This window comes from Aquibaculum sediminis (genome assembly GCF_040712085.1).
Lineage (GTDB): Bacteria > Pseudomonadota > Alphaproteobacteria > Kiloniellales > DSM-21159 > Aquibaculum > Aquibaculum sediminis.
In genome coordinates this window covers 1-25,609 of the sequence record NZ_JBFCVK010000014.1, presented here as the reverse complement: position 1 = coordinate 25,609, position 25,609 = coordinate 1, and the positions used below count along the sequence as shown (strand labels likewise).

21 protein-coding genes are annotated in these 25,609 nt (G+C 64.6%); 12 read left to right on the top strand and 9 right to left on the bottom strand.

The genetic code is table 11. The features are described from left to right. Positions 1–99: 99 nt before the first annotated feature. The 3 genes from ABZ720_RS17280 to ABZ720_RS17270 form a co-directional block, all read right to left on the bottom strand. Complete coding sequence (locus tag ABZ720_RS17280) at positions 100–1,476, bottom strand: glutamine synthetase family protein (protein WP_366556778.1); 1,377 nt, start codon at positions 1,474–1,476, stop codon at positions 100–102. Between the two features lie 99 nt (positions 1,477–1,575). Further along, entirely contained in the window at positions 1,576–1,986 is a 411-nt protein-coding gene (locus ABZ720_RS17275) for a cupin domain-containing protein (RefSeq protein ID WP_366556777.1), read from the bottom strand. Positions 1,987–2,014: 28 nt separating this feature from the next. After that, positions 2,015–2,482 (bottom strand): flavodoxin family protein, encoded by a 468-nt coding sequence (locus ABZ720_RS17270; RefSeq protein WP_366556776.1) that lies wholly within the window; start codon positions 2,480–2,482, stop codon positions 2,015–2,017. A gap of 122 nt (positions 2,483–2,604) precedes the next feature. Between ABZ720_RS17270 and ABZ720_RS17265 the strand changes: the two genes are divergently transcribed. The 3 genes from ABZ720_RS17265 (at position 2,605) to ABZ720_RS17255 (ending at position 5,929) form a co-directional block, all read left to right on the top strand. Next, positions 2,605–3,369: an SDR family oxidoreductase gene (locus ABZ720_RS17265; protein ID WP_438264118.1), complete on the top strand. Its 765-nt coding sequence runs from the start codon at positions 2,605–2,607 to the stop codon at positions 3,367–3,369. A 301-nt stretch (positions 3,370–3,670) separates the two neighbouring features. Beyond that, on the top strand, positions 3,671–5,059 hold the full coding sequence (locus tag ABZ720_RS17260) for an aspartate aminotransferase family protein (RefSeq protein WP_366556775.1): 1,389 nt from the start codon (positions 3,671–3,673) through the stop codon (positions 5,057–5,059). A gap of 138 nt (positions 5,060–5,197) precedes the next feature. Then, the gene (locus tag ABZ720_RS17255; RefSeq protein ID WP_366556774.1) at positions 5,198–5,929 is read left to right on the top strand and encodes a FadR/GntR family transcriptional regulator; all 732 of its coding nucleotides are present in this window, start codon (positions 5,198–5,200) and stop codon (positions 5,927–5,929) included. Here ABZ720_RS17255 and ABZ720_RS17250 read toward each other — a convergent pair. Then, the gene (locus ABZ720_RS17250; RefSeq protein WP_366556773.1) at positions 5,926–7,212 is read right to left on the bottom strand and encodes an ABC transporter substrate-binding protein; all 1,287 of its coding nucleotides are present in this window, start codon (positions 7,210–7,212) and stop codon (positions 5,926–5,928) included. The genes ABZ720_RS17255 and ABZ720_RS17250 overlap by 4 nt on opposite strands. Before the next feature lie 170 nt (positions 7,213–7,382). Between ABZ720_RS17250 and ABZ720_RS17245 the strand changes: the two genes are divergently transcribed. Beyond that, positions 7,383–8,798, top strand: a complete 1,416-nt coding sequence (locus tag ABZ720_RS17245) for a trimethylamine monooxygenase (RefSeq protein WP_366556772.1) — start codon at positions 7,383–7,385, stop codon at positions 8,796–8,798. A 129-nt stretch (positions 8,799–8,927) separates the two neighbouring features. Here ABZ720_RS17245 and ABZ720_RS17240 read toward each other — a convergent pair whose 3' ends face one another. After that, positions 8,928–9,908 carry a LysR substrate-binding domain-containing protein gene (locus tag ABZ720_RS17240; protein ID WP_366556771.1) on the bottom strand — a complete coding sequence of 327 codons (981 nt, stop codon included), beginning with the start codon at positions 9,906–9,908 and terminating at the stop codon, positions 8,928–8,930. Positions 9,909–10,000: 92 nt separating this feature from the next. On the opposite strand from ABZ720_RS17240, the gene ABZ720_RS17235 reads away from it, so the two are divergent. Genes ABZ720_RS17235 through ABZ720_RS17225 form a run of 3 tightly spaced genes read left to right on the top strand, consistent with a single transcriptional unit; the run spans position 10,001 to position 14,203 of the window. Further along, positions 10,001–12,373 carry a trimethylamine N-oxide demethylase gene (locus ABZ720_RS17235; protein WP_366556770.1) on the top strand — a complete coding sequence of 791 codons (2,373 nt, stop codon included), beginning with the start codon at positions 10,001–10,003 and terminating at the stop codon, positions 12,371–12,373. Positions 12,374–12,409: 36 nt separating this feature from the next. Further along, complete coding sequence (locus ABZ720_RS17230) at positions 12,410–14,062, top strand: sodium:solute symporter family transporter (protein ID WP_366556769.1); 1,653 nt, start codon at positions 12,410–12,412, stop codon at positions 14,060–14,062. 12 nt (positions 14,063–14,074) lie between these two features. Beyond that, positions 14,075–14,203, top strand: coding sequence for a putative transporter small subunit (locus tag ABZ720_RS17225; RefSeq protein ID WP_366556768.1), 129 nt, complete (start codon positions 14,075–14,077; stop codon positions 14,201–14,203). A 53-nt stretch (positions 14,204–14,256) separates the two neighbouring features. Here ABZ720_RS17225 and ABZ720_RS17220 read toward each other — a convergent pair whose 3' ends face one another. The 3 genes from ABZ720_RS17220 to ABZ720_RS17210 are packed head-to-tail and all read right to left on the bottom strand — an operon-like array spanning position 14,257 to position 19,052. After that, a complete protein-coding gene (locus ABZ720_RS17220; protein ID WP_366556767.1) occupies positions 14,257–15,780 on the bottom strand; it encodes a SpoVR family protein in 1,524 nt (507 codons plus the stop codon). 16 nt (positions 15,781–15,796) lie between these two features. Beyond that, complete coding sequence (locus ABZ720_RS17215; RefSeq protein WP_366556766.1) at positions 15,797–17,098, bottom strand: YeaH/YhbH family protein; 1,302 nt, start codon at positions 17,096–17,098, stop codon at positions 15,797–15,799. 16 nt (positions 17,099–17,114) lie between these two features. Beyond that, positions 17,115–19,052: a PrkA family serine protein kinase gene (locus ABZ720_RS17210; RefSeq protein ID WP_366556765.1), complete on the bottom strand. Its 1,938-nt coding sequence runs from the start codon at positions 19,050–19,052 to the stop codon at positions 17,115–17,117. A 441-nt stretch (positions 19,053–19,493) separates the two neighbouring features. Here ABZ720_RS17210 and ABZ720_RS17205 point away from each other — a divergent pair, with 441 nt between their 5' ends. The 5 genes from ABZ720_RS17205 (at position 19,494) to ABZ720_RS17185 (ending at position 24,633) form a co-directional block, all read left to right on the top strand. Further along, on the top strand, positions 19,494–20,669 hold the full coding sequence (locus ABZ720_RS17205; RefSeq protein ID WP_366556764.1) for an ABC transporter ATP-binding protein: 1,176 nt from the start codon (positions 19,494–19,496) through the stop codon (positions 20,667–20,669). Next, on the top strand, positions 20,666–21,583 hold the full coding sequence (locus ABZ720_RS17200) for a carbohydrate ABC transporter permease (protein WP_366556763.1): 918 nt from the start codon (positions 20,666–20,668) through the stop codon (positions 21,581–21,583). The genes ABZ720_RS17205 and ABZ720_RS17200 overlap by 4 nt, the downstream gene beginning before the upstream one ends. Continuing rightward, entirely contained in the window at positions 21,583–22,425 is an 843-nt protein-coding gene (locus ABZ720_RS17195; protein ID WP_366556762.1) for a carbohydrate ABC transporter permease, read from the top strand. The genes ABZ720_RS17200 and ABZ720_RS17195 overlap by 1 nt, the downstream gene beginning before the upstream one ends. Positions 22,426–22,486: 61 nt before the next feature. Further along, complete coding sequence (locus ABZ720_RS17190; protein WP_366556761.1) at positions 22,487–23,767, top strand: ABC transporter substrate-binding protein; 1,281 nt, start codon at positions 22,487–22,489, stop codon at positions 23,765–23,767. A gap of 56 nt (positions 23,768–23,823) precedes the next feature. Next, on the top strand, positions 23,824–24,633 hold the full coding sequence (locus ABZ720_RS17185; protein WP_366556760.1) for a phosphodiesterase: 810 nt from the start codon (positions 23,824–23,826) through the stop codon (positions 24,631–24,633). A gap of 6 nt (positions 24,634–24,639) precedes the next feature. Here the strand turns inward: ABZ720_RS17185 and ABZ720_RS17180 are convergent, their stop codons facing one another. After that, the gene (locus ABZ720_RS17180) at positions 24,640–25,407 is read right to left on the bottom strand and encodes an NRDE family protein (protein WP_366556759.1); all 768 of its coding nucleotides are present in this window, start codon (positions 25,405–25,407) and stop codon (positions 24,640–24,642) included. Positions 25,408–25,609 lie beyond the last annotated feature (202 nt).

Sequence of the window (25,609 nt, the reverse complement as noted above, 5' to 3'; positions counted from 1 at the left end):
CCCCTCATCTCAGACCCTCCAAAGGCAGAAGAGTCAGACAGAATCCGCTACGATTGAGTCGAGCTTGAGGCCGTCAAACTTCTGAGTCGGGACACTAGCCTACACGTTGAGGAGTAGATACTCCCGCTCCCAGGAGGAGATCACCTTGTTGTAGAGGCGCCACTCCAGGGTCTTCACCTCGATGAAGGCATCGACGAAGCGCTGGCCCAGCACATGGCTCAGCGGCGCGCAGCCCTTCAGCAGTTCCAGGGCCTGGTGGTGGTGCAGCGGCAGGGTGAAGGGCAGGGTGTGGGCGTCGATGGTCACCATCGGCTCCGGCTGCAACTCCTCCTCCAGGCCGAGCAGGCCGCAGGCCAGCGTGCCGGCGATGGCCAGATAGGGGTTGGCGTCAGCCCCCACCACCCGGTTCTCTACCCGGCGTGCCTCGGGCGGTGAATCCGGCACGCGCAGGCCGCAGGTCCGATTGTCCCGGCCCCAGTGCACGTTGATCGGAGCATCGGACTCGAGCCGGATGCGCCGGAAGGAGTTGACGTTGGGACAGAACAGCGGCATCGCGGCCGGTACGTAGCGCTGCAGCCCGGAGATGTAGTGGAGCAAGGCCGGGGCGTTGCTGCCGTCCTGCTCGGTGAAGATGTTGCGCCCCGTGGCGGTCTCCAGCACCGATTGATGCACGTGCATGGCCGAACCCGGCTCGTTCTCGTGCGGCTGGGCCATAAAGGTGGCGAACATCTTGTGGCGGAGAGCGGCCTGGCGGACCGTGCGCTTGAAGAGGAAAACCTGGTCGGCGAGCGCCAGGGCGTCCCCATGCTTGAAGTTCATCTCCAGCTGCACCGGGCCGGACTCGTGGGCCATGGTGCCGATCTCGATCTGCTGAACCTCGCAGTAGTCGTAGATGTCCTCCACCACGGGGTCGAACTCGTTGGCCGCCTCGATGCCATAGGCCTGGCGGCCGGACTCGCGGCGGCCGGAAATGCCGGGTGGGGAGATGAGCGGCAGGTCCGGGTCGTTGTTCTTTTCGACCAGGTAGAATTCCAGCTCAGGGGCGACCACCGGCGTCAGCCCGCGCTCGGCGTAGCACTCCAGCACGTGGCGCAGCACCGAGCGCGGTGCATAGTCGACCCGCCGGCCATCTGTGGTCCAGGCGTCGCAGATCACCTGGGCCGTCGGCTCCTCGTACCAGGGCACGAGACGCAGGGTCGCGACATCGGGCACGGCGCGAATGTCGGAATCGATCTCGGCCGCCACCAGGGTGTCGTCGACCGTGTGGCCGGTCACCGACTGCACCAGGATCGATTCCGGTACGCGCAGGCCCTGACTGTCCAGCGCCCGGATGAAGTCTTCGCGCGGGACGATCTTGCCCCGCATCATGCCGTTGGCGTCGGGCAGGAGGCATTCCACCTCGTCCACCTTGCGCGAGCGCAGCCAGTCGATGGTCTGCGCCAGTTCAGCGTCGCTGAGATGAAAGCCGTCGCTCATGATTCGTCACCGCTGCCGGAGGAGAGCGTCAGCATGGCACAGGGAAGGGGGGCGGGGGAACGGGCGATGGCGCCCGCTGCGCAGCCTTTTCCGGGTGCCTCAGGCCGTCTCTTCTGCCGCCCCTGCTGCTGCCCCTTCTGAAGCGGTGAAGAGCAGCAGCACGACCGCGCCCTCCCGGCTGCCGGCCGTGTGCGAGGCGCCGGGCGCGCGCACGACGTAGCCGCCGGCGGAAACCTCCTGATCCTGGTCGTGGAAGCTGCCCTCCAGCACCAGGATCTGCTCCTGTTCCCGGTGCGCGTGCCAATCGGCAAAGGCCCCGGGATCGATCTTCATCAACGCGGTCGACAGGCCGCTTTGCGGATCGTTCAGCAGGGGCTTCAGCCAGAAGCCAGGCGCATCGGTGGCCTGCCAGGTTGCCTCAGCCGGGTCGTGATAGCGACTGCCGCTGGCGGGCGGGGAGAGGTCCAACACTGCGCTGCTTTCCGCCGGCGCCTGAAAGGGATCGGCCATGCTCTGCATCCTTTGCGTTTTGCGTTGGCTAGAAAATGCCGGCTTCCAGGCCCGCGGCCATCAGAAGTCCCAGGTCGCGGCACTGCTCGACGAAGTCTTGCTGGAAGGACCCGCGACAAACCAGCGGCTCCTGCACGGCGCGCCAGCGCAGGCCCGTGGTGATGCTCTCGACGGCGCGACAGGTGCCGGTGCCGTCGTGCCCGGCGCGCACGCAGAGGGCGTAGGGCAGTCCGTCGGTCTTTTCCAGGCAGGGATAGTAGCTGCGGTCGAAGAAATCCTTCAGCGCCCCGCTCATGTAGCCGAGGTTCTCGGTGGTGAAGAGCAGAACCGCATCGGCCGCCAGGACGTCCTCGGGTCCGGCCTCGAAGGGCGTGCGCACCGTGAGTGTCACCCCCTCGATCTCCGGCTGCGAGCCGCCCTCGACCAGCGCATCGCGCAGCCGCTTGGTGTTGTCGGAGGGGATGTGGCCGACGATCAGGAGGCTTTTGCCGCTCATGGCTGCCACAGTAACAGACTGGCCGCCCTGGGCTCCAGCAGCGGGTGCTTTTCCCTGAGCGTCCCGGCAGCTAGAAGAAGAGCAGACAGCTTGCGAAACAGAAAAGGTGGGAGGAGTTTCCGATGGAGATTACCGCGAAGATTGCGCTGGTGACCGGTGCCGGCACCGGAGTCGGGCGGGCAGCCTGCATGGCGCTCGCCCGTGAGCACTACACGGTTGTGCTGACCGGCCGCCGGCCCGAGCCTCTGGAAGAGGTGGAGGCGGAGATCGCCGCGGCGGATCCGGAGGCACGCACCCTGGTGCTGCCGGCCGATGTGAGCGATCCGGTGGCGGTCGAGGATCTCTTCAAGCGGATCGAAAAGGAGTTCGGCCGCCTCGATCTGCTGTTCAACAACGCCGGCACCGGCGCGCCGGCCGTGCCGATGGAGGAATTGCCGGTCGAGGAGTGGATGAAGGTGGTGGACGCCAACCTCACCGGCGCCTTCCTCTGCAGCCGCCAGGCCTTCCGCCTGATGAAGCAGCAGGAGCCGCGCGGTGGGCGGATCATCAACAACGGCTCGATCTCGGCCCACACACCGCGGCCGCACTCCGCGCCCTATACCGCGACCAAGCACGCCATCACCGGCCTGACCAAGTCCTGCGCCCTGGATGGCCGCGACTTCGACATCGCCGTGGGCCAGGTCGACATCGGCAATGCCGCCACGCCGATGACCGAGCGCATGACCGAAGGTGTGCTGCAGCCCGACGGCAGCAAGAAGCCGGAGGCACGCATGGATCCGGAGCACGTGGCCAAGGCCGTGGTCTACATGGCCAGCCTGCCGCTCGATGCCAACGTCCTGACCATGACCGTGATGGCCACCAAGATGCCCTTCGTCGGCCGTGGCTGAGTGATGCTGCCCGGGCCCCGGCGGACCGGCCGGGGCCCGGGCGTGCCGGGTGATGCTTGGGACTTTGCTGCCCGGCTGCTATAGACAGGGATTATCCCCGTTACCGGATGCAACGATGCGACAGATCCACGCAACGCGGCTCCAGGATCGCCGCCGCTATCGCTCCGCTCGCAGCCGCCAGGCCGAGCTGCTGATCCTCTGCGCGCGCATCGGGTATAACCCCTAGACGGCCTTCGCCGCCCGCTTTCGGGCGCCGGTGACCTATCGGCGCTTTTCTACTCTGCTGCGAAGGACCCAATCCATGACCGACACCCCCGTCCGCAACACCACCGCGCGCTGGCGCGACCTCGACCGCCGCCATCACCTCAGCCCCTTCACCGACTATCGCGACCTGAAGGGGGCGGAGGCCGGCAGCCGCATCATCACCCGCGCCGAGGGCATCCAGCTCTTTGATTCCGAGGGCGAGGCCTTCCTGGACGGCATGGCGGGTCTCTGGTGCGTCAACGTCGGCTATGGCCGCAAGGAACTGGCCGAAGCGGCCTACCGGCAGATGCTGGAGCTGCCCTACTACAACACCTTCTTCAAGACGGCGACGCCGCCGCCGGTGGAACTGTCCGAGCGCCTTGCGACGCTGATGCCCGAGAAGCTGAACCGGGTCTTCTACGGCTCCTCGGGCTCGGAATCGAACGACACCGTGGTGCGCCTGGCGCGGCATTTCTGGAAGCTGGAAGGCCAGCCGGAGAAGCAGCACTTCATCAGCCGCACCTACGCCTACCACGGCTCCACCATGGCCTCGGCCTCGCTGGGCGGCATGACACCGATGCAGGAGGGCTTCGGCCTGCCGCTGCCCGGTTTCCATCACGTGGTGCCGCCCTACTGGTACGATTTCGGCGGCGACCTCTCGCCGGAGGAGTTCGGGCTCAAGGCGGCGCGGGCCATCGAGGAGAAGATCCTCGAGATCGGGCCGGAGAAGGTCGCCGCCTTCATCGGCGAGCCCATCATGGGCGCGGGCGGGGTGATCGTGCCGCCGCCGGGCTACTGGGAGGAGGTGCAGCGCATCTGCCGCCAGTACGACGTTCTTCTGGTCGTCGACGAGGTGATCTGCGGCTTCGGGCGCACCGGCTACTGGTTTGCCTCCGAGCTCTTCGACATCGAGCCGGACCTGATGACCATGGCCAAGGGCATCACCTCGGGCTATCTGCCGCTCTCTGCCGTGGGAGTCAGCGATCGCATCGTCGAGGTTCTGCTGCGCGAAGGCGGCGAGTTCGCCCACGGCTACACCTATTCCGGCCATCCGGCAGCTTGTGCCGTGGCGCTGGCCAATCTCGACATCATCGAGAAGGAAGGGCTGGTGGAGCGCACCCGCAATGAGACCGGCCCGCAGCTGCAGCAGGCCCTGCACGCCGCCTTTGACGATCACCCGCTGGTGGGGGAAGTGCGCGGCACCGGCCTGATTGCCGCGGTGGAACTCGTGAAGGACAAGGCCAGCCGCACCCACTGGGAAAAGCTGGGCCGGGTCGGCGGCATCTGCCGCGACCACTGCTTCGCCAACCGCGTGGTCATCCGTGCCGTGCGCGACGCCATGGTGCTCTCCCCGCCGCTGGTCATCACCCCGGCCGAGATTGACGAGATGGTGGGCCGCCTCAAGTACTGCATCGACGCCACGGCACGCGACCTCGGCGTGCTCTGAGTCTGCCAGCGCGCGCCCAGCGATGCGGGGCGCTTTGCTGTGGGCGCACGGGTTTGGACCAGTTTGGGGTTTTTGGTCCAGACCAAAATGATCTATGCTGTAAGGCATCGAGCCACGAGTCAGGGAAGAGTGCCGCAGATGGAAGACCGCAGCCCACAGGTGATTTCACAGATCATTGCGACCCACTCGGTCGGGGCGACGGTGCAGGTGGTGCTGGATACGCTCTTCGCGCAGATCAAGAACGGCGAGTACCCCTACGAATCGCGCCTCCCCTCGGAGCGGGCGCTGGCGGTGGAGCTGGGCGTGGCGCGCAATACGGTGCGCGAGGCGCTGGATGTCCTGGAAGAGTGCAATGTCATCAGGCGGCGACGAAGCAGCGGAAGCTTCGTGACCTACCGGGCGGAAGCCTCGACGCCCGAGCCGGCCAGCCATTCCTTCGCGCTCGAGACCAGCCCGCTGGACCATCTGGTGGTCCGGGGCATTCTGGAACCGGAGATGGTGCGGCTCGCGGTCATCAACATGACGCCGCGGGAGGTCGGCGACCTGGCGCAGTTGATGACAGAGTTCGAGGCGGTGCGCAGCGACGTGGACGCCTTTGTCGAGTTCGAGGAGCGGCTCTATCGCAAGATAGCCGCCGGCACGCGCAATCGCCTGCTGGCCTCCTGCTATGAACTGGCGATCGAGTCCTGTCGCTTGAGCTTTCGCACCACGCTGCTGCGCCGCTACCTGACGCCCAGGCGGATTCAGGAGTACAAGCAGCGCTACCACAGCCTGTCCAACGCGATCTCCGCGCGCGATGTCGAGCGGGCGGTGGAACTGATCAAGCTGCACCTGATCGAGGAGCAGAAGCTGCTGCTGCAGGAGCTTTAGGGTACGCCGGCGGGTGCGCGGCTCTCCGCCAGCATGCGCTGCTCCCAGAGCTGGCCCAGATCCTGCATTTCCTCTTTGAGGAGTGCGCCGTGGCGTGACAGCCAGGTGGAGATGGACCGGAACTCCACGATCCGGGCACGTCCCTGCTGGATCGTCACGACGGGCCAGTCACCGACCAGCGCGTTGTCGATGCCGAAGAGTTCGCGGCCCCACCAGCGGGCAGGCCCGAAGGCATGGGTGACGTGCCCAAGCTGCTTCATGGCCGCCAGCACGGAGGCGGAGCTGAGGCTGTTGGCTTTCTCGACTGCGCCATGCCAGATGTCCAGAATGGCCGCGTACTCCCAGCTCACGGCGCTCCAGGCGCCGGCAAAGCGGCGGTTGTATTCCTCGAAGAACGCGCCCGGCTGATGGAAGAAGAAGGTCTTGCCGCGCAGCTTGGGGTCGTCGAAATCCGGAAACTGGAAGATGACGCCCTCCATGAAGGCAGGCGATGTCCGCTCGATCAGGCGGTCGTAGTGGTCCAGCGTGCAGCTGATGATCTGCCCCTTGAAGCCCTGCGCATGGGCATACTCGGTCATCGCGTGCACCATGGGGGTGTGGCTGGTGCACCAGCACAGGATGTCCGGGTCCGTATCCAGCATGGGCTGTACCACACCCGCCACGTCTCTGCTGTCGGGGGCGTAGCGGATCTCCTTCACGATGGGCAGGCCGGCTGCCCGGAACGCCGCGCGATAGCTGGCCAGAGAAGGCAGGCCGAGGCCGTCCATCTGGCTGCAGAGCGCGACGCTGCTGAGCTCCGGCCGGCTCTTTCGCAGCCACTCGACGCCGGTGACATTGAAGATCGGATGAAGCTCGCTGGGCGCGATCAGATAGGGGCTCTCGGGTGAAAGGTCGCTCGGCAGCAGCGTTGCGGTGAGAATCCTGCGCCGGTTGAGGTAGTCGCGCAGCGGCGTCAGCGCGTCGCCGCCCAGCATCATCAGCAGCTTGATGCCGTGGCGCTCAACCAGTTCCTGCGCGCCGGCCATCGCCGCCTCGGCGTCCGTGCCGCAGTCGTAATGCCTGATTTCAACGGGATAGCGGCGCCCGCCAATCATCAAGCCGCCATTGCGGTTCAGCCAGTCCACCCAGATCTCGCAGCCGTAAAGCCCCGGCAGGCCCCATGATTCGAGAGAACCACTCTGCGGCGCGAGAAAGCCAAGCGTGATGGGCTCGTTCATCCCTACCGACAGGCGGGGCAAGGTGCTGGAGACCGCAAGCTGATGGGCGAAGCTGGAGGGAGCCATAGCTTCCCTTAGCACCTGCCGTGGTTCGAATCATCCGTTTCCATACGATTGGGCGATTTCCTGTTGACCGATTGGTCCAGTCTCTTGCACCATTCTGGCCACGCTCTGCACCACATTGCCGGAACAGGAGACCACAGGATGAAAGTGGTCCGGGCCACGGAGGAGACAGTATGAAGTCCAAACGCGTAGCGATCATCGGTGCCGGCCCCTCGGGGCTGGCGCAAATGCGTGCCTTTCAGTCCGCCCGAGAAACGGGCGAGGAGATTCCCGAAATCGTCTGCTTCGAGAAGCAGAGCAATTGGGGCGGTCTCTGGAACTACACCTGGCGCACGGGCCTGGATGAACGGGGAGAGCCGGTCCACACCTCCATGTATCGCTATCTCTGGTCCAACGGACCCAAGGAGGGCCTGGAGTTCGCCGACTATACCTTCGACGAGCATTTCGGGCAGGAAATCGCCTCCTATCCGCCGCGCGCGGTGCTCTTCGACTACATCGAGGGGCGTGTGCTCAAGGCAGGAATCCGGGACTGGATCCGCTTCAACACCCCGGTGCGTTTCGTGCGCTACAATGAGAGCGACGGCACCTTCACGATCACGGCCCATGACCAGATCAAGGATTCCACCTACGAGGAGACCTTCGACCACGTCATCTGCGCGTCGGGGCATTTCTCCACGCCCAATGTGCCCTATTACGACGGCTTCGAGAGCTTCAACGGCCGGATCCTCCACGCCCATGATTTCCGGGACGCCCGGGAGTTTCGGGACAAGGACCTGCTGATTCTGGGCTCCTCCTATTCCGCCGAGGACATCGGATCGCAGTGCTGGAAGTACGGCGCCCAGTCGATCACTGTGGCCTACCGCAACGCGCCCATGGGGTTCGACTGGCCCGACAACTGGGAAGAGGTGCCTGCGCTGGTGCGCGTTGACGGCAACACAGCCTACTTCAAGGACGGCTCCTCGCGCCAGGTGGACGCGATCATCCTCTGCACCGGCTACCAGCACTTTTTCAACTTCCTGCCGGATGACCTAAGGCTGAAAACCGCGAACCGCCTTGCGGCGGCCGATCTCTACAAGGGCGTAGTCTTCGTCAAGAACACCAAGATGTTCTACCTCGGCATGCAGGATCAGTGGTTCACCTTCAACATGTTCGATGCTCAGGCCTGGTGGGTTCGTGACGCCATTCTGGGCAAGATCGAGATCCCCCAGGACAGGAGCGTGCTGGAAAAGGACGTCGAGGAACGGGTCGCGCTCGAAGACGCCGGCGGCGGGGACGCCAGCCATGCGATCAAGTACCAGGGCGACTACATCAAGGAACTGATCGCCGAGACCGACTACCCGAGCTTCGATGTCGACGGGGCCTGTGACGCCTTCTACGCCTGGAAGAAGCATAAGAAGGAAGACATCATGGGCTTCCGCAACAAGTCCTACCGCTCGGTGATGACCGGCAAGGTTTCGCCGGCCCACCATACGCCGTGGAAGGATGCGCTCGACGATTCCCTCGAAGCCTACCTCCAGAGGAATCCGTCCACGTCCGGTGACGCCGAGGTCATCTCGCTGCACAAGAAGCGGCAGGCGGCCGGAGCCTGATCCGGCCTGCGAGAAGCCGGATCTGATTCACGCATTCACCCTGAAGCCCATTGATTCAGGGTGAATGCGGTTCCGTTTCCAGAGCCGTAAATCGGCTCTATCTCTTTGATGTAGACCGGATTCACGGATTTAATCTGAAACCTCGTGGTTCAGAATTAATGCGAGCCGGTCTAGGCAGGGAAACTCGTGCTGGGCCTGGGCGGTGTCGGCGGCGCGGGCCTCGGCGAACAGCCAGTCCCGCACCACCTGGGCGGCACCGCTCGGGACGTCGCCGCGACGCTGCAGCAGGAAGTAGCCGGAGCGGGTGCGGACGCTCTCTGCCAGTGGCTTGATGAGCGAGCCCTCCGCCAGATGGCAGTCCACCAGATAGCGCCAGCCGAGCGCGACGCCCATCCGGTCGACGGCGGCCTGGATGGACAGGGAGTAGGTGTTGAAGCTCAGGCTGGGCATCTCGCCGTTGTCGGCCATGCCCTGGCTCTTCAACCAGCGGCTCCAGTCCATCCATTCGCTGTGGTGACTGGCCACGGTGATGAGCGTACAGCGGCGTAAAGCCTCGAGGTCGTGCAGTCCGAGATCCGTCGCATAGTCCGGCGCGCAGACCGGAAAGACCTCTTCGCTCAACAGCAGCTCGGCCTCGAAATCCGGCCACGCCCCTTCGCCGCGCAGGATGACGAGGTCATGCTCCCCGGCCAGGGCTTCGGCGTCGATGTCCGTCGAGACCAGGTGGATGTCGAGGTTCGGATGATCCTGGCGCAGGCGCCGCAGGCGCGGCATGAGCCAGAGGGTTGAGACCGACTGGGTGGCGGCCAGTGTGACCTGGGGCCGTTCCACCGCTTCGCGCAGGCCCTGGAGGCCCTGTTCCACCTGATCCAGCGCCAGGCTCACATGCTGCAGGAAAGCCTGGCCTTCACGCGTCAGGACCACCGAGCGGTAGCGCCGATGGAACAGGCGGGCGCCCAGATGCTCTTCAAGCAGCTTGATCTGTCGACTGACCGCGGCCTGGCTCAGGTTGAGCCGTGCAGCGGCGGCGGTGAAGCCGCCCAATCTGGCCGCCGCTTCAAAGGCAATCAGATAATCGAGCGGGGGCAATCTATTTTGGCGTCTTCGCATAAGTTTTCCTGAGGCTGAGCCTCAGACAATGCTGCTTTACGCCCCTCTCCTGTCAACCGACTAATGGTCGGAATTGCGAAGGAGGACGCAAAATGGGCGTATTGCAGCAGTTCGAAACGCCTCAGGTTCGTGGCGGCGTCCTGGTACCTGGGTTGCCGCTGCTTCCACCGGGCACGGAACGCCACCCTGTTCCCGGAGGCGGGTCACGCACACTGGCGATCGAAGCGGGCGACGAAATCACGGTCGTGAACCGTGAAGGCCTGCAATCCTGCGAACTTGTCTTCTTCGACCCGCAGGGCCGCAACAATCCCGGCCTGTTGGGCGTGCAGACGTCGCATGCGCCGGAGGGTTTGCTCGGGATCCTGGACTCCGCGGAGCCTTCGGCGCGGCGGGTGCGTGCCGCGTTGGAGAAGTCCGGTTTCGACCTGGGGAATGCCACCTGCATCCGGCTTTTCGGCCCCGGATCGCGGGCCGGCGACAGTGCCAGCCTCACGGCCGAGGGGCCGGGCCTGCTTATCGTCGCCGCACCCGGCGGCCCCATGGCCGTGGACGCGCAGAACCCGCCCACCGATCTGGTCGCCTATGTGAAGCGCGCGCGCCCCGTTCAGCGCAAAGGGGGGCAGGCACCGCCCGATCCCCTGGCGGACCCCCTCACCGACCTCAACATCCAGCCGGGCCAGGCCCGGACCTATGAGGTGAAGAAGGGGCAGTACATCCAGGTGGTGGACGTGCAGGGTCGGGAGTGCTCCGATTTCCAGGCGCTGGATCTGCGGGCGGTGGAGAAGGGGCGCATCGCCGACATCGACCCGACCACGACGCGCAGCCTGACCGGCTCGCTCTATCCCAGGCCGGGCCTCTTCGCGAAGTATTTCTCCGTCGACATGCAGCCGCTGGTGGAGATCGTGCAGGATACCTGCGGCCGGCACGACACCTTCGGCCTGGCCTGCACCGCGCGCTACTACGAGGACCTGGGCTATCCGGGTCACGTCAACTGCTCTGACAACATCAATCGGGAGTTCGAGCGCTACGGCCTGCCCCCGCGCGGCGGCTGGCCGGCGATCAACTTCTTCTTCAACACCCTGCTGGACGACGCCAACGCCATCGGCATGGACGATCCCTGGTCGCGGCCCGGCGACTACGTGCTGGTCCGCGCCCTGACCGATCTGCTGTGCGTTTCCACCGCCTGTCCCTGCGACGTGGATCCCGCCAATGGCTGGAACCCCACGGATGTCCAGGTGCGGGTCTACGACCAGCAGGAAGATTTCTCACGATCCATAGGTTTTCGCATGACTGCAGACGCCCAGGTGGAGCCCACCAAGAAGACGGCCTTCCACGACTGCTTCGCCGAGCACACGCGCGATTTCGTCGAGTACAACGGCTACTGGCTGCCCAACCAATTCAACGATCACGGTACGATCGCGGAGTACTGGGCCTGCCGCGAAAAGGCGGCAATCATGGACCTGAGCCCGCTGCGCAAGTTCGAGGTCACCGGTCCGGACGCCGAAGCGCTGATGCAGCTCTGCGTCACCCGCAACATGAAGAAGTTGAGCGTCGGCCAGGTGGTCTATACCGCCATGTGCTACGAGCACGGCGGCATGGTGGACGACGGCACGGTCTTCCGTCTCGGCGACGACAACTTCCGCTGGGTCGGCGGCTGCGGCACCTCCGGGCTGTGGCTGCGCGAGCAGGCGGAAAAGCACGGTATGGACGTCTGGGTGCGCTCTTCCACCGATCAATTGCACAACATCGCGGTCCAGGGGCCACTCAGCCGCGACATCCTGCGCGAGGTGATCTGGACGCCGCAGAACCGGCCCACAGTGGAAGAACTGGGTGTCTTCCGCTTCACCGTGGGGCGCATTGGCGATTTCCACGGCCCGGCCGTGGTGGTGTCGCGCACCGGCTACACCGGTGAGCTGGGCTTCGAGGTCTTCTGCCATCCCAAGGACGCCCGCCGCGTCTTCGACGCCGTCTGGGCGGCCGGGCAGCCGCATGGCCTGACGCCGTTCGGCCTTGCGGCGCTGGACATGGTGCGGATCGAGGCGGGACTGGTCTTCGCGGGCTTCGAGTTCTCCGACCAGACCAACCCCTTCGAGGCGGGCATCGGATTCACGGTTCCGCTCAAGTCCAAGGAGGACGACTTCATCGGGCGCAAGGTGCTGGAGGAGCGCAAGGCGCATCCGACCCGCAAGCTTGTCGGCCTGGATCTGGTCGGCCACCAGGTGCCGTCCAGCGGCGACTGTGTGCGCATCGGCCGGGCCCAGGTGGGAGAGATCACCTCGGCCGTGCGCTCGCGGATCCTGGGCAAGGTGATCGCGCTCTGCCGTATGGACGCGACCCATGCCGAAGAGGGAACACAGGTCGAGGTTGGGCAGCTCGACGGGCTCCAGAAGCGGATCCCGGCCACCGTGGTGCGCGCCCCGCACTTTGATCCAACCAAGGAGAGGGTCAAGGGCAATTACGCTTAAATATAACAAGTAAACAGTAGGGGAAGTTTTAAAGGAATGGAAATTCCGTATTTCGAGTTCTCAACCACGAGCATGCTTTTGCTGCTCGCCGGTTTCTACGGGGGTACCTTTCTCTTGTCGCTTCTGGTACGGCACAAGAAGGAGAACGTCGACGGCTACATGATCTCCAGCGGCCGGGTCGGTTTCGGCATCGCCGCCGCCAGCATGACGGCGACCTGGATCTGGGCGGCCTCCTTCTATGCCGCGGCCAGTTCCGGCTACACCTACGGCTTGTCGGGCGCCATCCACTACGGTCTGTGGGGCGCGCTGATGATCCTCTTCATCTTCCCCTTCGGACTGCGCTTCCGGCAACTCGCGCCGAACGCACACACACTGGGCGAGTTGATTCACGCCCGCCACGGCTCCTCCAGCCAGCTGATCCTCGCGTTTTCCAATCTGCTAGGCAGTGCCATCAGCCTGATGGTGAACTTCACGGCCGCCGGCGCCCTGGTCGCGGTGCTGTCGCCGCTGTCCTTCACGCACGGCGTGCTGATCGCGGGCTTCGGCGTCCTGTCCTACACCCTCTGGTCCGGCTTCCGCGCCTCGATCCTGACCGACTTCGCGCAGCTGGTCTGCATGATGGCAGTCGCGATCGTCATCATTCCCTGGATCCTGTTCAGTGTCGGCGGCTCCGGCGTTCTCGTCGAGGGCATGCAACGGCTGACGGCGGAGCAGGCCGACTTCTTCTCCCGCACGGCCATCCTGGAGCAGGGCGCGCCCTTCTTCGTCGCGGTGCTGGCCTATGCCATCGGCAATCAGACCATCGCACAGCGGCTCTTCGCCGTGCGCCAGGACCTGATCAAGCCCACCTTCATCACGGCGACAATCGGCTACGGCGCGGTCGTGATCGGTCTCGGCATGCTGGGCCTGATGGCGCTGTTGATGGGCGTGGTGCCGGCGGATGGTGACCTGAACAACATCATCCCGCAGATGGCCTCGGGTTACCTGCCGCCTGTCCTGATCGCGCTCTTCTTCATCCTGGTGATCGGGTCGCTGTCCTCCACCGCGGACTCCGATCTCTCGGCCCTGTCGGCCATCATGATGACCGACGTCTACGGCAAGAACATCGCACGCGGGCGTCCCGACCCGCGCAAGATGCTTCTGCTGGGCCGGGTCACCATGATCGTGGCAACGATGATCGGCCTGATCCTGGCCAGCTTCTCGCTGGACATCCTGGTGATGCTGGTCTTCGTCGGTGCGCTCTGGGGTGCCATCGTCTTCCCGGTGATCTCGAGCTGCTACTGGGGGCGTGTCACCAACACCGCCTTCACGGCCGCGGTGCTCGGCGGGCTGGCGCTCTTCACCATCGCGCGCTTCGAGCTTCTGCCAATGGACGGGGTGATCGGCCTCTTCTTCGAACTGATCGCTGCGGTCGGTGGCGGTGTGGTGCTCGGCCTGATGACCTTCGCCTTCTTCGGGCGGACTGTCGGAATGGCGGTCGGGGCGATCATGACCCTGGTGCTGGGCTGGTACTTTGCCGGCTTCCTGGGCGACTACACCGTGCTGCTGGCCTCGCTCACGGCCTATGGAGCCAGCACGATCATCTGTGTCGCGCTGAGCCTGATGAGCAAGGAGGAGTTCGACTTCGCCCTCATCCCGCAGCGGGTGCAGCGCTTCCAGAAGCCCGACTCACCCCAGGCCGCCGAGTAAGGAGAGATCACGATGGAATTGATTTTGATGCTCTACATCCTGGTCTGGCCCGTGATCTCTGCAGCGGTGCTGTTCGTGATCTGCCGGGCCTTCCTCAGGGACCTGCGTGAGGCTCGCAAGGAAGCGCGAGACCTGGTCTGACAGTTCGGGGGAGGCTCCGGCCTCCCCCGCCAGCGACTCAGCTATTCGGCCACTCAAATATCCGGTTGATGGCAATGCAGGCGGCGCCAAGTGGCGCCGCTTGCTGCATCGACCTCCAGCAGAACCACAGGATAGCCCCAGAGGCGGGCGATGTGGTGCAGGACCAGCGTGGCGTCCGCTTCGTCCAGCCGCCGGCCATCGTAGACCTGATGCTGCAGTAGCAGCGTGCGATCACCCTGCAGATCGGCGCCGACCACCTGGATGTCCGGCTCGTGCAGCGACACGTCGTACTGGCGGGCCAGCGCGCGGCGGATCTTCTGATAGCCCTGCTCGTTGTGAATGGCGGCCACCAGGTAGTCCGGCTCGTCCTCCTCCCCGGTCAGCTCAAACAGTCGCAGTTTGCGGATCAGGGTCGGGCTGAGGAACTGCAGCAGGAAACTTTCGTCGCGATACTCCACCCAGGCGTCGCGGAGAACCTCCATCGGGGTGCCGCAGCCGGCGATGTCGGGGAACCAGGCCCGGTCTTCTTCGCCGGGTTCCAGGCAGATGCGCTCGATGTCGCGCATCATCTCGAAGCCAAGCGTATAGGGATTGGCGCCGCCGAAGCGCGGATCGTCGAAGTCCGGCTGGAAGATCACCGCCGTGTGGGCGTGCAGGAACTCGAGATAACCGCCGTCGGAGAGCAGCCCCTGCTCGTGCAGCCGGTTCATCACCCGGTAGTGCACGTAGGTGGCGCAGCCCTCGTTCATCACCTTGGTCTGCTTCTGTGGATAGAAGTACTGCGCCAGTTGGCGCACGATGCGCAGGATCTCGCGTTGCCAGGGCGCCAGGCGCGGGGCGTGCTTTTCCAGGAAGTAGAGCAGGTTCTCCTCGGGCAGGTCGAGCGCTTCATTCGGCGCCGGCGCGTCCGGACGGGCCGGCGGCGGTTCCGGCGCGTGCGGGCGGGTGCGGGTCCAGAGGTCGTCGTAGCTGGCCTCGGCATAGGCCCGGCGTTCGCGCTCGCGCGCCTCGCTCCACTGCGGGCCGGTGCGGCGCTTGCGCTGGTAGCGGTTGACCCCCTGGTCCATCAGGGCATGGGCCGCATCGAGCAGCCGTTCCACCGCCTGTGCCCCGTAGCGCTCCTCGCAGTGGGCGATGTAGCCCTTGGCGAAGGCGAGATAGTCCAGAATGGCGTCCGCGTCCGTCCACTGCCGGAAGAGGTGGTTGTTGCGGAAGAAGTGATTGTGGCCGAAGGCGGCGTGCGCCATGACCAGCGCCTGCATGGCCATGGAATTGTCTTCCATGATGTAGCTGACGCAGGGGTTGGCGTTGATCACGATCTCGTAGGCCAGCCCGCGCGCGCCCTTGCGGTAGAGCAGTTCGTTATGCGCGAACTGTTTGCCGAAGGACCAGTGATTGTACATCAGCGGCAGGCCGATGGAGGCGTAGGCATCGAGCATCTGTTCGGCCGTGATCACCTCGATCTGGTTCGGGTAGATCTCCAGCCCGAGTTCGCCCAGTGCGATGGCCTCAATGGCCTGATAGCTGCGCTCCAGGCTGTCGTAGGACCAGTCGCCGCCGCTGAACAGGGTGGTCATCGGATCGGCTCCTCCCTCACGCGCGCTCGGTTTCCGGAGTGAAGAGCTCGCGGAACACAGGATAGATGTCGCTGCGCTTGGCCACGCGCCGGGCGGCGAAGTTGGCGTGGGACTCGCTGAAGGGCGCGTAGGTCTGCCAGAGGTTGGAGCGGGTGCGCAGCAACTCCCCGACCCCGCCGGCCACCTCGATGTAGGCGTAATACTGGGTGATGGGCAGGATGTCGTTTTCCAGCAGCGCCGCCACCTGCGGGCCGTCGGCTGTCATGTTGTCGCCGTCGGAGGCCTGGGCGGCGTAGATGTTCCAGTCCGCAGGCGAATAGCGCGCCTCGATCACGCGGCGCATTTCCTCCAGCGCGGTGGAGACCAGCGTGCCGCCGGTTTCCCGGCTGTAGAAGAAGGTCTCCTCGTCCACCTCCTCGGCCCGGTGGGTGTGGCGGATGAAAACGATCTCCACGTGCCGGTAGCGCCGCTGGATGAAGAGGTAGAGCAGGGTGAAAAAGCGCTTCGCCAGGTCCTTCATGTCTTCCGACATGGAGCCGGAGACGTCCATCAGGCAGAACATCACCGCCTGGGTGACCGGCTTCGGCACGGCCTCGAAGCGGTTGAAGCGCAGGTCGAGCGGATCGAGAAAGGGAATCTCGCGCGTACGCCGGCGCAGCCGTTCCAGCCGCGCCCGCAGCGCGACCAGCTCCGGGTCGTTCTCGGCCTCGGACCTGTCGGCCATTCGCGCCTCGCGGGCTTCGATCTCGCGCTCCAGTTCGGCCATCTCCGCCCGGCCCGGTCGCCGCAGGGCGATGCGCCGGGACAGGCTGTTGCGCATGGTGCGCAGCAGGTTGATGTTCGTCGGCGCGCCGCTGGCGGTGAAGCCGGCGCGCTGGAACGAGACCTGTTCCGAGCGGGTGACGCTCTTCTTCATCAGGTCGGGCAGTTCCAGGTCTTCCAGGAAGATGTCCAGGAACTCCTCGCGCGACAGCACGAAAGTGAAGGCGTCCTCGCCCTCGCCGTCGGGGCTGCCCTCGCGGCCGCCACTGCCGCCGCCTTCGGGCGGGCGGCGCACGCGATCGCCCTGGCGGAAGTGCTTGTTGCCTGGCAGCACACCGTCCTGCCGGCCCGTGCGTGGATCGTGACGCAGCCGGGGTTCATGCAGGCTGTCGGCCGGGATGACGATCTTCTCCTCGCCGGGCATGTCGCGGATGCTGCGGTCAGAACTCGCCTGGCGCACCGCCTCGGCGACCTGGCGCTTGGCCCGGCGCATGAGGCGTTGCCGGTTGGCCAGGCTCTTGCCTTGCGGGTTGCGTCGCCGATCGATGATCCGCACTGCCTGCTCCCCCGGCCTAGCCGGCCTGCTTCACTCGCATGTACCACTCCACCAGCCGTCGGACCTGACGCTGGGTATAGCCACGGGCCACCATGCGCTCGACGAACTCGCTGTGCTTGCGCTGGGTTTCGGACTCCTTCTTGCTCTCGAAGCTGATCACTGGCAGCAGGTCCTCCACCTGGCTGAACATGCGCCGCTCGATCACCTCGCGGATTTTCTCGTAGGAGGTCCAGGAGGGGTTGCGCCCGGCGTTTTGTGCGCGCGAGCGCAGGGCGAACTTGACCACCTCGTTGCGGAAATCCTTGGGGTTGGCGATGCCCGCCGGCTTCTCGATCTTGCTGAGCTCCTGGTTCAGCAGCTCGCGGTCCATCATCTGGCCGGTGTCCGGGTCCTTGAAGTCGTGGTCCTCGACCCAGGCATCGGCATAGTCGAGATAACGGTCGAACAGGTTCTGCCCGTAGTCGTGATAGGATTCCAGGTAGGCCTTCTGGATCTCGTTGCCGACATACTCCGCGTAGCGCGGTGCCAGCTCGCCCTTGATCATCTCCAGATAGCGCCGTTCCGTCTCCTCGGGGAACTGCTCCAGGCGCACAGCCTGTTCCAGCATGTACATGAGATGCACCGGGTCGGCCGCCACCTCCGTTGGATCATAGTTGTAGGTGCGCGAGAGCACCTTGAAGGCAAAGCGGGTGGACAGCCCCTCCATGCCCTCGTTGACCCCGGCGGCGTCGCGATACTCCTGGATCGACTTGGCTTTGGGGTCGCTGTCCTTCAGGCTTTCGCCGTCGTAGACCCGCAGCTTGGAGAAGAGGTCGGAGTTCTCGTGCTCCTTCAGACGGGTGAGCACGCTGAAGCGCGCCAGCATCTGCAGCGTGCCCGGCGCGCAGTCCGCCTCGGCCAGTTCGCTGTTTCGGATGAGCTTGTCGTAGATCTTCTCCTCCTCGCTCACCCGCAGGCAGTAGGGCACCTTGATGACCGAGACGCGGTCCAGGAAGGCCTCGTTGTTGCGGTTGTTGCGGAAGCTCTGCCACTCGGACTCGTTGGAGTGGGCCAGAATGATGCCCTGGTAGGGAATGGCGCCGATGTTCTCGGTGCCCACGTAGTTGCCTTCCTGGGTGGCGGTGAGCAGGGGGTGCAGCACCTTGATCGGTGCCTTGAACATCTCGACGAACTCCAGCAGCCCCTGGGTGGTGCAGTTGAGGCCGCCGGCATAGCTGTAGGCGTCGGGGTCGCTCTGGCTGAAGTACTCCAGCTTGCGGATGTCGACCTTGCCGACGAGGTTGGAGACGTCCTGGTTGTTCTCGTCGCCCGGCTCGGTCTTGGCCACGCCGATCTGGCGCAGTTTCGAGGGGTAGACCTTGGCGACGGTGAAGCGGGCGAGGTCGCCGTCGAACCCGTCGAGGCGCTTCACTGCCCAGGGGGAGATCAGACCGGTCAGCTTGCGCTGGGGGATGCCGAAGCGCTCTTCCAGCTTGGGACCCATGCGCTCGGGGTCGAAGAGGCCCAGCGGGCTTTCGTAGATCGGGCTGATCTCGTCCCCGGCCTTGAGCACATAGATGGGATAGACCTCCATCAGGCTCTTCAGCCGCTCGGCCAGCGACGACTTACCGCCGCCCACGGGGCCGAGCAGGTAGAGGATCTGCTTGCGCTCTTCCAGCCCCTGAGCCGCGTAGCGGAAATAGCCCACCAGGCGCTCGATGGTTTCTTCCATGCCATAGAAATCATGGAAGGCCGGATAGATTTTCATCGTCCGGTTCATGAAAATACGGCTGAGGCGCGGGTCTTTCGATGTGTCGAGCACCTCGGGCTCGCCGATGGCGGCCACCATACGCTCGGCCGCCGAAGCATAAGCCATGGAGTCCTCGGCACAGAGTTCGAGATACTCCATCAGGCTCATCTCGGACTGCTTGCGGGTCCGGTAGTTCTCCGTGTAGTCGGAAAAGACATCCAGCATGACCCAAGTCCCTCGCTGCGGTATGACGGGCGTAAAATTCCGGTACTTCTGCGCGTTCACCCTTGTCGTATAAAGAAATCGAAAATCAACTGAAGCGTTCCATGAACAATGCTCCCCTTCTGCCGGCGGACCTATCGCAATTCCGCGTTATTTGGGGTCGCGATGTGTATACGGTCAAAAGGGGTGGCGGCATCCCCGCCGAGACCGAGTGGAACCAAGCGGGAGCGGCTGGGGCGTCGCCCCACCCTTTCTGGCCGTAGCCTTACCATAAGGATATAGGCCCTCCAGCGCACGACGCCATCCCCCCCATCGCCTGCTCCCAAGGAAGTCACTGTCGTCGTTCTGTAATCGATCCTTCAATGAAGGATCGCCAAAGCGTGATCCCTTTGTCGCACGTCGCAGCGATGGTGTGCCCGCACCACGGCAGCTGCGGAGCAGATCATGACGCTGGGATTGGAACTGCGCGGTCTCGACAAAAGCTTCGAGCCGGAAACCCCTGTCCTCCAGGGGATCGACCTCTCGATCCGGCGCGGGGAGTTCGTTTCCCTCGTGGGATCGTCGGGATGCGGCAAGTCCACCTTGCTGCGGATCATCGCGGGGCTCGAGCAGGCAGACGGCGGCCGGGTGGCCATCGACGGCCGCGAGGTGACGCATCTGGAACCGAAGGCGCGGCGGATCGCCATGGTGTTTCAGAGCTACGCGCTCTACCCGCACATGACCGTGGCAGCCAACATCGCCACCCCCCTGATCATGTCACGGCTCCACTTTCTGGCCCGGCTTCCGCTGCTCGGCGCGCTGGTGCCGGGACGCAGGCAGGTGCGCAGCGCGATCGACCGGGCGGTTGAAGAGGTCGCGGACCAGCTCGAGATTCGGCCCCTTTTGGGGCGCAAGCCTGCCCAGCTTTCCGGCGGCCAGCGCCAGCGTGTCGCTCTGGCGCGCGCCATGGTCCGTCAGCCGTCGCTGTTTCTCATGGATGAGCCTCTGTCCAATCTGGATGCCAAGCTGCGGGTTCATATGCGCGGCGAGTTGACCGACCTGCATCGGCGCGTCGGTGCGACCTTCGTCTATGTCACCCACGATCAGGTCGAAGCGATGACCATGTCGGACCGCATCGCCCTGATGGAGCGCGGAACCATCCTGCAGTTCGGTACGCCGAGCGAACTCTACAGCGCGCCGGTAAATCTGCGTGTGGCGCAGTTCATCGGCACCCCTTCAATCAACTGCTTTCCGGCCGAGATCGACAGTGCCGGGACCGTCAGCTGTCTCGGCCGACCCGTTTCGGGAATGGCGACGTCGGAGACCCGGCAACAGGCAACCCTTGCCGTGCGACCGGAGAGCATCCGGCTTTCCGCCAGACCCGAGGATGTGGCCTTTGGAGCCACCCTGAGGCGCATCGAGCACCATGGCAGCGAATACATCCTGTTCGCGGAACTGCAGGGACGCGACCAGCTGGTCCGGATCCGGGTCGCTGGCGCAGCCCTGAAGGGACAGCCGCTGGCCCAGGGGCAGGCTCTGACCATTGGGTTCTCTGCGGCTGATGCTCATCTGTTCGGGTCGGATGAACGGCGCATGGATGTCAGCCTGTTCGATGCCCCGGTGAGGCTGCAGTCGGCATGAGCGCCATCAGCCTACCCACGGACATCTCTCGCCGTCGCGGGCGAAGGCGGCGTTACGCCGATGGCTTGAAAGGTTGGGCCTTCGTCAGTCCGGCCGCGCTGTTGCTGATGCTGATCTACCTGGTGCCGCTCGCGATGCTCCTGGCGCTCAGCGTGACCGATTATCAGTTGGGCGCAGTGGTCACGGGCTTTGTCGGGCTGGAAAACTTTGAGCGCGCTTTCAGCGATCCCGTGTTCCAGCGCGCCTTCAGCAACACGCTGCTTTACGTCGCCATCGTCATTCCCTTCGGCGTGGGGCTGGCGCTGGTGATCGCAATCCTGATCCACCAGCGTCGGCGCACCCGCTCGCTCTACGAGATAATCTACTTTCTGCCCGTCACGGCGACGCTCGTGGCCATGGCGACGGTCTGGCAGTTCATCCTGCACCCCCGACTGGGCCCGGTGAACAAGCTGCTGCAGACACTGGGGCTGCCGGAGACCCACTTTCTGTCCGATCCCGCGCTGATCGTCCCGACTTTGGCGGCGATCGGTGTCTGGCAGGTCGTGGGCTTCAACGTCATCCTGTTCCTGGCCGGCCTCTCTGCCATCCCGCGCGAGCTCTACGATGCGGCGCGGGTGGATGGTGCTTCCGCGCCACTGGACCGCTTTCTCACCGTCACCTGGCCGCAGCTCGGCCCGACGACGATGTTCGTGACCGTCACCACCTCGATCACCGCCTTCAAGGTCTTCGAGACCGTGGCGGTGCTGACCAAGGGGCAGCGGGGCACGGAAGTGCTGCTCTATGCCATCTACCTCGAAGGCTTTCAGTACTTCGAGATGGGCTACGCCGCTGCACTGACGCTCGTCTTCATGACCTTCGTGCTGCTGCTGTCGGTCTGGCAGACCTTCCACCTCGATCGCCGGGTCCACTACTGATGCGCAAGTTTCCGTCTCCTCTTGCAGGCCTCACGCCGCTGGTGTCGCATCTTGTCCTGCTGATCGGTGCAGCCTTCATCTTGCTGCCCTTCTTCTGGATGGTGCTGACATCGATCCGCTCCCCTTCCGAGATATTCAGCGTCAGCTTCTGGCCGATCCCGCGTGAATTCTACGGGTGGGAGAACTACGGCGAGGCCTTCAGCATGGTGCCGCTGCTGCGCTTCATGCTGAACGGGGTGATCGTCTGCCTCGGCATTCTCGTGGTGCAGCTGCTTGTGGCCGTACCCGCTGCCTATGCCCTGGCCAAGCTCCCCTTCGCCGGGCGGCGAATGCTCTTTGCGCTGGTGGTTGGCGCGCTTTGTGTCCCGATGCAGGTGCTGGCCCTGCCGCTCTTCATGGGACTGGCGGAGTTCAATCTTCTCAACACCTACTTTGCGATGATGCTGCCCTTCTTCCTGTCGGTCTTCGCAATCTTTCTGTTCCGTCAGACCTTCAAGAGCTATCCCGACGAGATCATTCAGGCGGCCCGGTTGGACGGCTTCACGGAGCTGGAGATCTGCTGGCGGCTGGTCGCGCCCTCGGCGTTGCCCGCCATCTCGGCGTTTGCCGTCTTCTCGCTCGTTGCCCACTGGAACGATCTCTACTGGCCGATGATCGTGGTCTCGGACACCAAGCTCGCACCGCCTCCGCTCGGAATGCTCTTTTTCACGAATGCCGAGGCCGGCTCCAACAACGGCGCACTCATGGCCGGGGCAACCGTGCTCACAGCCCCCCTTGTGGTCGCCTTCCTCTTCGCCAGGCGCCAGTTCATCCAGGGCATCACAATGACCGGCGTCAAATAACAGCCGCGGCCTGCTCCTTCCTCTCTTCTCTCAATCGATCAATCCATAGTGGAGATCAAGAATGCGACACCTTCGAACCTGTTTGCTTTGCGCCACACTTGGCGCGGGCGTGTTTGCGACATCGGCGTCCGCGCAGGACGTCACCTTGGACGTGCTCTACTGCAATCCCAGCTTCTCCCGTTTCCATGAGCCGATTGCCGAAGCCTTCATGGAGCAGCATCCGGAGATCGGGATCAATTTCCTGGCCCCTTGCGCCAACTACGATGAGGGGCATCAGCAGATGCTCCGCAACGCGGTGACCAATCAGCTTCCCGACGTCTACTATTCCGGTTTCCACTTGCTCAGTGAACTGACCGGCCGGCTCGCGGAGCGCGGTCAGATCACTGAACTGGGGCCGCTGCTGGAGGAAGAGGGCGAGGAGTTCATCAACGCCAACTTCGATCCGAAGTTGCTGGCGCTCGGGCGGGTAGATGACGTTCAGTACGGCATCCCCTTCAACGCCTCTTCACCGATCATCTATTTCAACGCCGACCTGGTGCGCCAGGCCGGCGGCGATCCGGAGAACATGCCGTCCAGGTGGGATGACCTGGTCGAACTGGCCGCCGACATCAATGAACTGGGCTCCGATATCAGCGGCATCGCCTATGACATTCATGCCTGGCCGGACGACTGGCTTTGGCAGGCTTTGATCTACCAGCAAGGCGGCGCATTGATCTCGGACGATGAAGCCTCCGTTGGCTTCAACAATGAACTGGGCCTGAACGCGCTATCGATCAGCCGTCGGCTGGTAGCGGAAGGCGGCATGGAACTGATCGATCGCGACCAGTCCATGCAGCAGTTCGGCGCAGGCCTCACGGGCATCTATTTTGCGACGCCGGCGCAGCTCGCGCGGGTCAGCGGCCTCGTCGGCGAGCGTTTCGATCTGCGCACAGCGGTTTTCCCGCTCGACAATCCCGAGGAGGGCGGCGTTCCCACCGGCGGCAATGCCGTCATCGTCCTGAGCGATGCGCCGGAGAAGCAGGAGGCGGCCTGGAAGTTCGTGACCTTCGTCACGGGTCCCGAAGCACAGTCCATTGTGGTGCAGACCGCGGGCTACCTGCCAACCAACCGGCGCGCCCTGGGCGAGGACTATCTGGCGCCCTTCTACGAGGCCAACCCGAACTTTGCGACCGCCCCGAGCCAGATCGATCGCTCCTGGCCGTGGGTCGGCTATCCCGGCGGCGAGTCCGTCCGGATCTGGCGCACCCAGCGCGATCTGATCGCCTCGGTCATGCGCGGTGACCTGACCGTGGAGGAGGGGCTGGAGCAGATCGTCGGCGAAACCGAAGCGCTGATGCGCTGAACGCCTGCGGAGGAGAGACCCGGCCGGGTCTCTCCTTTCCCGTCGAAGGACAGGTCATGAAGATCATACAGCTTACGGATACCCACCTGGTCGAGCCCGGCGCGCGGCTTTATGGCATGGACCCTTGCGAGCGCGTGCGCCAGTTGGTGGCGCACATCTGCGAGCATCAAGCCGACGCCGACCTGCTGGTGATAACCGGCGACATTGCGAACGACGGCAACCTGGACGCCTATCGGCAGCTGCGAGAGGTGCTCTCACCCCTGCCGATGCCCTGCCGGCTCCTGCTCGGCAACCACGACCGGCGCGACACCTTTCTGGAGGCCTTCCCCGAGTCTCCCGTCGACGACAATGGATTTGTCCAGTCGGTGCTGGATCTGGAGACCCCCTCCTTGCGCCTGCTCTTTCTCGACAGCCAGGCGCCGGGGGTGATCGGCGGCATCTACTGTGCCGACCGGCTGCGCTGGCTGCACGCGCGCCTTCAGGAGCGACCGGATGTGCCGGTGGTGGTCTTTCTGCATCATCCGCCGGTGCCCCACGGCATGCGGCACTTCAAGCACATCGGTTTCCATGACGGCGAGTCGGTGATGACGCTGCTACGCGCCCATCCGGGCGGTGTCAGCCACATCATATTCGGGCACATCCATGTGCCGCTGTCGGGTGTCACCAGCGACGGGATTCCCTTCAGTGCCGGCCGCGGCTCGAATCATCAGTTCATCCCCGGCTTCGATGATCCGACGCCCTTCTGGACCTCAGCGCCACTCAACTACAGCATCATCACTTTGAACGAGGATGGTGTGTTCGTGCACGGCTACGACATGATCGAGTGCGAAGGCATCGTCCGCGCCCGCAACTGCCTCGGTCCCTGATTCCTTTCAGCCCGACTTCTCGAGTCCCAGATCAATCTGCTCGTATGCCGTCCGGTCCGGAGAGTGTGGCGCGAAGCGCCAGATCGGTGTCCGGTTCGTGTCGGCGGGCAGGGCGATCAGGCTGCTGCAGAGTGTGCCGAAGCCGTTGGGCAGGCTGACGGTCATGGCGCTGGCCGGGCCTTCGCCGGGCAGCGTTTCGCGACTGGCCAGCAGGGCTTCCCAGGCCTGCCAGTCGTCCCGCTCGGGCTCGGGAGTCGCGGCTGTGCGCCAGCGTTCCAGGTAGAGGCGCTGGCGCGGGCTGCCGCGGGTGTCGTTGCGGTCATGGGCGGTGATCATGGACAGCCCCGGTGGCAGCGGTTGAACCACCACCTCACTCTCCTCGCCCAGATGGCGGACCCAGTAGGCATCCCGGTTGTCGGCCAACACGGCATTGAAGCTGCGGTAGGCGCTGGGCTCGATGTCCGACAGTGCCTCTGCCGCATCGCGGGCGTCGGCGTGATCCAGGGCTTCCAGCACCAGTTCTCCGCGGCTGCGCTTGCCCGGCGCCGGCCCCAGGCTGCCGTAGCGGTTGAGCATGCAGGCCACGAGGCCGTGGTCGTTCACGCCCATCCAGGAGCCGCCCGAAAGCAAGTCCTGGCCCGCGACGACTTCGGGGCGGTCTTCCCAGTGTCGGCCAGGGGGCAACCAGGGGCGTTCGGCCATTTCGTCGCGGTTGCTGGCCAGCAGCAAGGGCCAGTCGGTGCCGGGACGCTTCAGGATCACGAGAGTGCACAAGGTGGGGGCTGTCCTTTGCGCGTTGTTCACCTCCGGTCTACATTAACGAGGTAGAGCCGATTCACGTAACTGTTCGGATCGCTTCGCGAGTCCGATCTGAGGTGATCGGCTTGTCTTATGAAGATGGCGGTTCATCGGTAGAAGATGAACCATCGCCGGTGCCTGACCCGCACCGGCGATGGCGGGGGACGGATCGTCGATC